General features: G+C 56.8%; 8 protein-coding genes and 1 pseudogene. All 9 read left to right on the plus strand.

The features are described from left to right. Nucleotides 1-374 precede the first annotated feature (374 nt). The 9 genes and pseudogenes from AC57B1_RS05490 to AC57B1_RS05530 all read left to right on the plus strand — a co-directional run bounded on the left by AC57B1_RS05490 (nt 375) and on the right by AC57B1_RS05530 (nt 11,060). Nucleotides 375-1,121 carry a substrate-binding domain-containing protein gene (locus AC57B1_RS05490; RefSeq protein ID WP_496416895.1) on the plus strand — a complete coding sequence of 249 codons (747 nt, stop codon included), beginning with the start codon at nt 375-377 and terminating at the stop codon, nt 1,119-1,121. Between the two features lie 358 nt (nt 1,122-1,479). Beyond that, the gene (locus tag AC57B1_RS05495; protein WP_496416896.1) at nt 1,480-3,156 is read left to right on the plus strand and encodes a thiamine pyrophosphate-binding protein; all 1,677 of its coding nucleotides are present in this window, start codon (nt 1,480-1,482) and stop codon (nt 3,154-3,156) included. 140 nt (nt 3,157-3,296) lie between these two features. Continuing rightward, nucleotides 3,297-3,773 carry a tripartite tricarboxylate transporter TctB family protein gene (locus tag AC57B1_RS05500; RefSeq protein WP_496416897.1) on the plus strand — a complete coding sequence of 159 codons (477 nt, stop codon included), beginning with the start codon at nt 3,297-3,299 and terminating at the stop codon, nt 3,771-3,773. Between the two features lie 3 nt (nt 3,774-3,776). Further along, nucleotides 3,777-5,309, plus strand: coding sequence for a tripartite tricarboxylate transporter permease (locus AC57B1_RS05505; protein ID WP_496416898.1), 1,533 nt, complete (start codon nt 3,777-3,779; stop codon nt 5,307-5,309). Nucleotides 5,310-5,396: 87 nt separating this feature from the next. Then, nucleotides 5,397-6,377, plus strand: coding sequence for a Bug family tripartite tricarboxylate transporter substrate binding protein (locus tag AC57B1_RS05510; protein WP_496416899.1), 981 nt, complete (start codon nt 5,397-5,399; stop codon nt 6,375-6,377). Nucleotides 6,378-6,403: 26 nt separating this feature from the next. After that, nucleotides 6,404-7,375, plus strand: coding sequence for a Bug family tripartite tricarboxylate transporter substrate binding protein (locus AC57B1_RS05515; RefSeq protein ID WP_496416900.1), 972 nt, complete (start codon nt 6,404-6,406; stop codon nt 7,373-7,375). 349 nt (nt 7,376-7,724) lie between these two features. After that, entirely contained in the window at nt 7,725-8,747 is a 1,023-nt protein-coding gene (locus AC57B1_RS05520; protein WP_496416901.1) for a porin, read from the plus strand. A gap of 763 nt (nt 8,748-9,510) precedes the next feature. Then, nucleotides 9,511-10,044, plus strand: a pseudogene (locus AC57B1_RS05525) (IS5 family transposase); the annotation flags it as partial. 599 nt (nt 10,045-10,643) lie between these two features. Further along, entirely contained in the window at nt 10,644-11,060 is a 417-nt protein-coding gene (locus AC57B1_RS05530) for a reverse transcriptase N-terminal domain-containing protein (RefSeq protein WP_496416902.1), read from the plus strand. Nucleotides 11,061-11,253 lie beyond the last annotated feature (193 nt).

Consider the following 11,253-nt stretch of genomic DNA (forward strand, 5'->3'; position numbering starts at 1 on the left):
ATTCGGCTACGCAGGCACAGATTTTTGCTTTGGCGTCCGGCAGCGTATGGAAAATTGCGCCCAACGGGAATGTTTCGCCGCGCGACGGGTGCCTCGATAAGCTGGCAGACACGTCCTGAATCGAACAGATTTAGGGACGAATTAACCGGCGGTATCGGGTTAACCCGTGGGTGAACTGGATATCCGTTTAACCATCATCATCACTCCGTGAACCTATCCACCAAATGACGCAAACATCGGAATCGCATGTAACGCTCAAAACCAATCTGGCCGACTACGCAGTGACTGCGGCGCTCAAGGAAGGGCGAGTCACGTCGGACCTCGTCAAATTCGATTTCTGCGGACCCAAGACCGCACACGACGGCTTCAAGCCGATGATCCGCGACAACGCGTTCGACGCTGGCGAACTCGCGCTCGTGACCTATCTGCAGGCGAAGGATTACGGAAAGCCGTATGTCCTGTTGCCGATTCCTGTCGTCGGAAGCTTCAAACACCAGAGCATTGGCTTCAACGAGGAGTTCGGCTTTCTTTCGCCCAAGGACATTGAAGGGCGCAAAGTCGGGGTGCGCACCTATGCCCAAACGACGGGAATGTGGGTGCGTGGGATTCTGCAGCACGAATACGGGGTGGACCTGAACAAAGTGACGTGGTGCACGATCGATGGGTCGCACCTCGCGGAGTATTCCGATCCGTCCAACTGTCAGCGCTTGCCCGAAGATGCCAAGCTTGGCCAGATGATGCTGGCTGGCGAACTGGCGGCGGCGATCATGGGCAAAGAAATGCCGAAGGACCCGCGCGTGAAGCGGCTCATTCCCGACCCGCAGGCAGCGGCTGAACAGTGGTATGCGCGCGAGCAGGTCATTCCGATCAACCATCTGTTTGTGATCCACGAACAACTTGCCCGGGAGCGTCCCGATGTGGTGCGCGAAGTCTTCCGGATGCTCAAGGAGAGCCGCGAACTCGCGCCCGAGGGGGCGACGAAGCGCTTCCCGCCGGTCGGTCTGGAAGCCAACCGCAAGGCGCTCGAGTTCGCGATCAAATGGTCGTTCGAGCAAAAAATCATTTCCCGCCAGTTCTCGGTGGATGAGCTGTTCGACGAAGTCTGTGCGTCGCTGAGCTGAGCCTGTCCTCTCTAGCTTTGACGGGCGACGGCATCTGCAACGTCGCCTGTCTATCAATCGGCGACCGGCGTTACGTCAAGGGAACCCCTCGGAAAATACAGAGGAATCCCTTCTTCGTCGGCCAGTCCGCCGGTCCTCATCCAGACTTCTGCCAACCCACGACGAGCTGCATCTAGCGCGAACCAACTGCGCACACGGCGTCGCAATAATTCTGTTGGACGGGAATTTTCCCGGCTATTGGACCCTACGCCCTATGCTGGACGGACTGGGTTCTTAGGCTGCCAAGTTTGTCGTGAAGACCGGAAAGTCACCGATCGCGCCCGGGAACCGCAAGGCTAACCAATTTACTTTGAAAATCATGACCAAGAAGCTTGCAGGGCATCTCCTCATCGAATCGCTGGTTAAGCACGGCTCTGACATATGCTTCGGCGTACCGGGCGAGAGCTTCCTCGGCGCGCTCGATGGGTTGTATGAGCATGCCGATGAACTGAAATTTATTTCCTGCCGGCAGGAGGGCGGCGCCGCGATCATGGCGGAGGCGTACGGGAAGCTTACCGGCCGACCCGGGATTTGCTTCGTCACGCGGGGGCCGGGGGCAACGAACTCGAGCGTCGGGGTTCACACGGCGTTTCAGGATTCGACACCGATGATCATCTTCATCGGCCAGGTCGAGCGTCACGTCCGGGACAGAGAGGCCTTCCAGGAGGTCGACTTCCGCAAGATGTTCGCGCCGCTAGCGAAATGGGTGGCGCAAATCGATGACGCTTCCCGCATTCCCGAGTACGTTGCACGGGCCTATCAAACCGCCACCAGCGGGCGTCAAGGGCCCGTTGTGCTTGCGCTTCCCGAAGACATGTTGCTGGACGAGACTGAGGCCCCCGCGTTGTCCGCCTATCGGCAGACTCAGTGCTGGCCTTCGCCAGTTTTGATGGACGAGATGGCGGACTTGCTCCGCGAGGCCAAGAGACCGCTCGCGGTAGTGGGTGGAAGCGGTTGGACGCCTGAGGCCTGTGCGAAGCTTGAAGACTTCTCTTCGCGATGGTCGTTGCCCGTTGCTTGCGCGTTCCGCTTTCAAGACGTATTCGACAATGGACATCCAAACTATGCAGGCGAACTCGGTTCATCGATGAGCAAGGCGCTGAGTCAGCGGGTAAAGGATGCGGACCTCATCATCGCGATCGGTGTCAGATTGGGTGAAGGCACGACGCGAGGATATTCGCTAATCACGCCCCCGCGTACGGCGCAGAAACTTGTCCATGTCCATCCCGGTGCAGAGGAATTGGGTAGTGTGTATCAGGCCGACGTCATGATTCAAAGCTCGCTGTCGCCATTCTGTCATGCCCTGGAAGACCTGGCCGCGCCGAAGACGTGCAGTTGGAAGACGTGGCGCGACGCGGCCGCGCAAGACTATGAGAATCACTCGACCGTGACGCCATCCCCGGGAAATCCGCTGGATCTCGGCGTTATCGCAGAGATTTTGCAGCAATGTGCGCCGGCCAACACCCTCTATGCAAGCGGAGCAGGCAACTACGCAGGATGGTTCCTGCGCCATATCAAGTACCGCGGCTTGTCGAGTGGGGCGCGCTCGCAACTTGCGCCGTCCAACGGTTCGATGGGTTACGGGGTGCCGGCCGCGGTCGCGGCAAAGATCGTTGACCCCAGCCGGCCGGTCGTGGCGATTGCGGGTGACGGCTGCTTTCTGATGAATGGCCAGGAAATTGCCACCGCAAAGCAGCATTGCGGTCCCGTCGTTTTCCTCGTAGTCAACAACGGCGCTTATGGAACCATACGCATGTTCCAAGAGCGACATTTCCCGGGGCGCGTTTCGGGAACGGAGCTTGTCAACCCCGACTTTGCACGCCTCGCCGAGGCTTATGGCATGGTGGGACGCGTCGTCACGCGGACGGAAGACTTCGAGGCGGCCATCCGCGAGGCGTTCAGTGCGTCCGAGTCCACACTGATCGAGTTGCGCACAAATGTTGAATACATCAGTACTCATCTGACGTTGTCGGCGATGCAGGAAGTGAACACCTAGCGGTCGAAAGGAGATGGCCTCGTGCGGTGATGAAAGTCGACTAGTGATGTGGCAAAGTACGCGGGCACTTTTGAACCAGACCGATCAAGCGGCCGTGGATTTCGCGACTTGCACATGAAAGAAAAGAAGGAGACGAAGGTATGAAAAGTTATCTTGTCGGCCATTCCAGCCGAGACTACGTGGCCGGGGCGTTGGTATTCGCTCTGGGTCTAGGTGCGTCGGCGCTGGGGGCGACTTACAACGTCGGCTCATTGACCAATATGGGACCGGGTTTCTTCCCGATGTCGATTGGCATCATCATGGCAACGGTAGGTGTCGTCATGGTGCTCGGCGCTAGAGCTGCGGCGCCACTCGACGAAAAAAGGGAGAAAAAAATCTCGCAGCCCGAGTGGAAGGCTTGGGTATACATTCTGACCAGCATCGTTGCTTTTGTGGTGCTGGGAACATACGGCGGGCTCGCGCCGGCAAGCTTCGCGCTGGTCTTCATCGCTGCGCTCGGTGACCGCGAAAACAGTTGGCGTCAGGCGCTCGTCCTCGCGCTCGCGATGGTGGTGTTGGCCGTGCTGGTGTTCTGGTGGGCGCTCCAATTGCAATTTCCGCTGTTTTCGTGGGGTTGAGCCATGATCGGTCAATCTATCGTTGATCTATGGCACGGGTTTGGTGTCGCGCTTGAGATTCACAACCTCGTTTGGTCATTTCTGGGGGTCCTGATTGGCAATCTGATCGGTGTGTTGCCAGGGATGGGCCCGTTGTCGGCAATCTCGATCCTTTTGCCGCTTACCTATTCGATGCAGCCAATTCCGGCCATCCTTATGCTCGCCGGCATATTTTATGGCTCCCAGTATGGTGGTGCGATCGGTGCAATCCTTTTGAATCTCCCGTGCCATCCACCCCACGCAGTCACCTGTCTTGACGGCTATCCGCTGACGCGGCGGGGCAAGGGAGGCTCGGCGCTCGGGATCGCCATCATTTCGTCGTTCTTCGCGGCGTCGGTGGGTATCGTGCTCATGGTGTTCGCCTCACCGTTGCTCGTGAAGATCGCTTTCGACTTCGGACCGCCGGAGCTCTTTTCGATCATGCTGCTCGGTCTGTTGGCTGGCGGCACGATGTCGCGCGGCTCGCCGATGAAAGGCGTCGCCATGACGCTGCTTGGGCTACTGTTCGGCGTAGTTGGCACCGATGTCAATAGCGGTATGACGCGCTTTACCTTCGGCATGTACCAGCTCTCCAACGGCGTTGAACTGGTTGCGATGGCGCTAGGCTTGTTTGGCGTAGCGGAGTTCCTGCGCAATGTGAACCGACTACAGGTGGTGGGCAGTGGCATCAGGTTGCGCCTGCGCGAGATGCGCCCGAGCAGCGGCGAGCTGAAGCAGGCATTTTGGCCGATGGTGCGTGGCACGCTGACGGGCGGTCTATTCGGCGCGATGCCGGGCACCGGACCGACGATCACGACATTCATTGCCTACGCGGTGGAAAGGCGGTTCTCGAGGCATCCGGAACGCTTTGGACACGGCGAGATCGCCGGCGTGGCCGCGCCGGAGGCCGCGTCACACGCGAAGACGCAGATTGATTTCATTCCTACGATGAGCTTGGGCATTCCGGGGGATCCGGTGATGGCGCTACTTTTGGGTGCACTTCTCATCCACGGTATCCAGCCGGGTCCTCAGTTGATTACCGACCATGCAGATCTCTTTTGGGGATTGATCGCGAGTTTTTGGGTTGGCAACATTCTTCTGGTGGTGCTGAACGCACCGCTGATCGGTGTCTGGGTAAAACTCCTACAGGTCCCTTATCGCTATCTGTATCCGTCGGCACTCTTCTTCATCGCGGTCGGCGTCTATAGCACAAACAACAGTTTGTTCGAGGTGGGCGAGGTACTCGTGTTCGGCGTCATCGGCGCGGTGCTTCTTTGGTTGGAGTTCCCGGTCTCGCCGATCCTGCTTGGTTTTGTGCTCGGGCCGTTGGTCGAAGGAAACTTCAGGCGCTCGTTGATGTTGTCGCACGGCGACTTGATTGTATTTCTGCAGCGTCCCATTAGCGCCGCCTTCATCGCCGTATCTGCACTGCTCATTGTGTTTCAGATTGTTTTCGCGTGGCGCTCGGGCGCGCGGAAAAGGAGGGGAGCGCAGTTTTTACGAGCTGACCAACCTTAAGTCCGAGGTAACAGCGGCTGATGAACTAGCCCGAATGACGCGCAGGCACGTCCCCCTCTTTTAACGACTAAAACGTCAGGAAAGACAATGTTTCAGACATTCGCGACTCGCTTTATCGTTGGACTTGGCATTTTGTTGTCATGCATCCTCGGTCCCGTCACGGCACTTGCGCAAAGCTATCCGGCCAGACTGGTTACGATCGTGGTGCCCAATGCTCCGGGCAACGCAGGCGATATCACTACCAGGATATTCGCCAAGAAATTGAACGAAACATACAAGCAGCCGGTAATCGTGCTGAATCGTCCCGGAGCGGCGAACAGCAACGCGGCGGTACTTGTGGGCCATGCGAAGCCGGATGGCTACACCGTCTTCGTCGGAGGAAGTGGCACTGCTATCTCGTCTCAGTTGTTCAAGTCCTTGCCCTACAAATTAAGCGACTTCAAACCTGTGACAACGGTGGCCTTCTTCGATCTCGTTATCGTGGTCAATCAGGATTCGCCATTCAAGTCGATCAATGACCTTGTCCAGTATGCGAAAGCGAATCCGGGCAAGTTAAATATCGGCACGGTTTCCATCGGCACTACACAGAATCTCAGCGCGGACCTGTTCAAAACGGCGGCCGCCATCAACCTGCAGGTCGTACCGTTCAATTCGACTAGCGAACTGATATCGGCCTTGCACGGCAAAGACATCCAGGCTGCGCTGGAGATCCTACCGGGAGTGCTGAGCCAGATATCGTCGCACCAGCTGCGGGCGTTGGCTGTCACATCGTCGTCGCGTTCCACGGTGCTACCCGATGTGCCGACTCTCGCTGAGAGCGGTCTGAAGAATTTTGATGTTCGTTCATGGAGCGGACTTTTCGTGCCCGTGCAGACCCCCGATGCTGTGGTAAAGGAAATGGCCACACAGTCTGCTGCGGTCGTCACATCTGCCGACGTCAAGCAGCAAATGCAGTCGTTGGGTGCCGAAGCGATGGCGAGCACGCCGGATCAGATGAGTCGGCGCTTGACCGATGACGTCGCGAAGTGGAAAGAGGTGATTGATCGCCAAGGTATTGGCGGTCAGTGAGACGGACCCTTCATCGAGGAAGAGCAATGCTGAGAAGCACTACCCGCTGGCTTGTCGTGTTGGCCACTCTATCGAGTTTTTTTCAAGCGCCCGCATGGGCGGTCGACTTTCCGAATCAGCCGGTCACCATCGTCGTTCCGTTTTCGCCGGGTGGCGCGGGAGATCTCACGACCCGTATATTTGCGAAAAAGATGACCGAAATGTACAAGCAACCGGTCGTCATCATTAATCGACCCGGTGCAGGCCATGCCAACTCGGCGACCATGGTTGCGCACTCTCGGCCTGATGGATACACCGTCTTTCTCGGCGGAACCGGGACGGCAATTTCTTCGTTGCTATTCAAGTCATTGCCTTACAAGATAACCGACTTCAAACGCGTCTCGACGATGGCCTTTTTCGACCTGGTGCTCGTTGTCGATCAAGGTTCTCCATTCAAGTCGGTCAACGACGTCATTCAATATGCGAAGGCACATCCGGGCAGCCTGAATGTCGGGACTGTGACGGTGGGCAGCATGCAGAATCTTGCTGCCAATCTTTTCAAAGCAACGGCTGGCGTGAATCTTCAGGTGGTTCCGTTTTCTTCCAGTACCGATGTGATTGCGGCACTGCGAGGCCAGGACATACAGGTCGCAATTGAGATCATCCCGGCGGTGATTGGGCAAATCTCGTCAAAGCAGCTGAGACCACTGGCCGTGACCTCGTTGACGCGTTTTCCTGGCTTGCCGGACGTGCCGACGCTTGATGAAAGCGGCTTGAGAGGCTTCGAGGCGACGTCGTACAGCGGCCTGTTGGTGCCCTCCGGGACACCGGACGCAGTCGTGAACAAATTATACGAGGAAGCGGCAGCGGTACTGTCGTCCCCGGACGTTAAAGAGAAAATGCAGACGCTTGGCGCCGTCGCACAGGCTTGTACACCAACAGAAATGGTGCAGCGCGGGAACGACGACTTGAAAAAATGGAAGGCCGTGATCGATCGCGCGGGTATTGGAAACCAATGATTTGGGCTGTCCAAGAGGGACAGTTGCAGGAGTGCCCCCGTCGCCGGTGTATTAATGGCAATGCGCGCGTCCCCATCGATTAGAGACGCGGCTGGAAATTTCCTTTAGCCGCTTAGCCCATACAGGCGTTGTCGGGTCAATGTGCTAGGGCGCAAAGACGCGCCGGTACGGCGGAGCATGAAAGTATCGTACAAATTCCGCTTGGCGGGAACTCTCCGCTCTCAAGCGCAGCGCCAATATATGCTTAGGTATGCAGATCGATTAGTTTTCGGAAAGGAGGTGGCCGTAGAGGCGATTCGAAGAAAATAGCATCTTGTGGATTGATAGAATAATATTCTAAGGTTTGGAGATGATGAAAATAACTAAGACTCTGGTAGTGATGGGGTCACTTGCTTCGGTTGTCAATGTGGCAAACGCACAATCGTCGGTGACACTTGCAGGACTGCTCGATAATGGCATCCGCTACTTAAACAATGGCAGAAACAGTCAATTTTCTTTGAATACGACTGGTTATTTCAATTCGGATCGGATAGACATTATCGGTAAAGAGGATCTGGGAGGCGGGTACAACGCGCATTTCAAATTGGAAATGGGCTTCAATCCTGACACAGGGGCTCTCGATAACACTGCCGGCCTATTATTTAACCGGATGTCGTACGTTGGTATCGGCGGCAGGTTTGGTACGGTGGATATGGGCAGAACATACACGATTGCCCACGATATCCTGTACGACTATGATCCGTTCCGCCTAGGTTATCCCACTTTAACCCAGCTGGCGAGCTGGACCGATGGTGCGCATTACAATAACAACGTGAAATACATCGGCGATTTTGGACCTCTTAATTTTCGCATGGAAAATTCGTTCGGTGGAGTACCCGGGCAATTCAATGCTGGCTCTGCGCGCAGTGCGGGTTTGAGGTACCAATATGGCTGGTTGAATATCGGTGGCTTGTATTCGCATCGGACAGTTCAGGTCGGTACGAAGTACACGCCGGACGATCTTTATGCCGGAGGTGTGGCCCTGACATTCGGTACATTGACCATAAGCGGCGGCTTTATGAACGAGAACCAGGATGCGTTAATAGCGACGGCGCCGGTAAGAGTATTAAATTATTGGGGTGGCGCTACCTACGACATTACTCCGTTTGTTCACGCTGGTGCGGCAATTTACATTACGGATCTTCCGGATTCGAGTGGTAAGCGCACACAAGGACTCGCCAGCCTCGCCTATTCGCTCTCGAAGGCGACAATGCTATACAGCGAAATCGATTACACAAAATTTGGCGGTAGCTACATCACGAACACGGCGCTCAATGCTATGAACGTGCGGCACCAGCTTGGCATTACGGTGGGCATCAATCACGCGTTCTGAAGGCCCGCTGAGCGAGGCGGCGGATGCGCGCAGGGCGTTTGCCCGTTTTGAGCGCTACCAGCCGCCAGTGCCGCACCCGCGACGCCATGTAGCGCAGCCGGTCTCGTCACAGGATAATAAAATGTCGATGTTCTGCATTGGGGCTACGGTTTGCGGGCAGTGGTCAATGGCGCGGTGACAAGCAATGCTGCTGGAGACTTGCCGATCACAGACGTGAATGGGAACAGTACGCGTGCGCGCCGAATCTCCCCACCTAGCTGGCCTTCGTGGCCGAGAACCGTCACGATTGCGCCCGCAACCCAACTTGCGGACGCAATCTATGGCCCATGACGACTTGAGCTCTCTGCCCTCGACGTTACGCGCCTTGGTATGAGCGGCAAGGGCAGTTGATCCAACGGACAGACGACGGCTTATCGGGGTCTGCCTGCAGCCCATGCAACGCTGTCCGCTCTGGCGTTGAAGCAGTCACCTGCGTTGCTGATTCTGTTCGTAGTTGTTTACGGTGGTATCGCCGGCATGATAACGGTCTTGTGCGGGACGATTGTGCCGGATTCGAGGTGGATGGTGGGTCACGGCCCTGTGAGCGGGCTGCTATTGATGCCTTCGAAGATTTCCGCAGGCGCCACGCCGATTACGCCCCCGCTGGGGAGAAGTTTGACGAGTCACTATAGATACTGTGTTAAGGAAGGTCTGCAAAAGTCCTGGCATTGCGCTGCGGCCGAGCTATCCTGGAAACAGAGCGAATTTGGAGAGGAGCAAGGTGATGACGCAGCTTGGTCTTGGTCTGGATCTGTCAACGAAGCGCACGCGCAAGCGGGAATTTCTCGATGAGATGCGACGCGTTGTGCCCTGGTTGAGGCTGATTGCGCTGATCGAGCCGCACTATCCCACGGGCAAAACCGGTCGGCCGCCGTTCCCGATTGCAACGATGCTGCAGATTCATTTCATGCAGCAATGGTTCGGTCTGTCAGACCCTGCTATGGAAGAGGCACTCTATGACGTGCCGCTTTATCGCGAGTTCGCGGGTCTCGACGGCGGGATGGTTCGCTTGCCGGATGAAAGCACGATTCTCCGGTTCCGCCACCTGCTGGAGACGCACGGACTGGCGGTGCAAATGCTGGCGCTGGTCAATGAAATCCTGACGGACAAAGGCCTGATGCTGAAGGCTGGGTCGGCGGTCGACGCCACCCTGATTGCCGCGCCCAGTTCGACAAAGAATGGCTCCGGCACGCGCGATCCGGAAATGCAATCAACGCAGAAAGGTGGCAACTGGTACTTCGGGATGAAAATGCATGTGCGACCTGAAGTCGCGTGAATTTCTGTTTCACAAGGTATTGATGAAACCGGTTGCTCCATCAACCGTTCCCTACCCAGACATGCGGAGCCGGTAACAGCTTGGTGTGAAGCTCTGGGAACAATGTAACCGCCGATTGATTTCGGTACGCCGACCTGCGAGGGAACGCGGAATCTACCAGTACAAGGGTGGTGAGGGGCTAGGGACGAGCGGCAACGACCAACATATGTGAATCTCTGTTAAACGTCGTCATCATTGTACAAGCCAAATGTGCTGACAGGCTTGGGCCAAAATGGCAAGCGGCAAGGTATGGTCCCTATGTGTTGGGCCATCATGGACAAGAAGCCGCCGGCGAATAGGAGGGGGCCGCCCCGCTCTGAAATTCATGCGGAACAGGGTAAGCCCGTAGCGCTGCCGGCAACGGCAGGCGAACCGAGAGGAACGCTGTTGGTGCTGCGGGTAGAGGATTGCGGAAAAAGCGAACGCCCGACTGTAATGGCCGGGATACGGGCTGAAACATCGTTCGACGCGAAAGCGGGCAGACTTCCGCGCGGTCATTCATGGCGAGAGAACTTGATTAATTGTTATACGAGGGAAGGCAGATGACGGCAACCGGGGGCACTGCGCAAGCAGAGGCTAACGGGGCTGGTGCACCCTCGCGCCCCACTGAGATGTGGCTTCAGGCTGACTGGCCGCGCATCAAGGTTGAGGTGCAACGACTCCAGGTGCGTATCGCCCAGGCGACCAGGGAAGGCAGGTGGGGCAAGGTCAAGGCCTTGCAACGTCTGCTGACCCGCTCGCATAGCGGCAAAATGCTAGCCGTCAAGCGAGTATCAGAGAATCGTGGCAAGAGAACACCGGGCGTTGACGGCAAGATCTGGTCAACACCGGCGGCTAAATGGAAGGGGATGGAAGCGATGCAACACCACGGCTATCGTGCATTGCCGCTTCGACGCATCTACATCCCCAAGAGCAATGGCAAGAAGCGTCCGTTAGGAATTCCGACGGTGATTTCATAATGCACCTCTGCCAGTTGAGTGTTGGAATGTTAGCGCTGAAGATGCCCTGAAGTGCGTATCCAACGCCGCAGTTGCTGTTCTTTGGTGCGATTGAGCGTGATCCACCAAGGACCGCGTCCATCGAGCTTGCGGGCCTGGACAACCTGGCGCCCGATCCAGTAATACACCATGTNCGGTTTCTGAATGGACTGAC

Source organism: Paraburkholderia sp. BGA-UO-ETr-F21 (assembly GCF_059567925.1).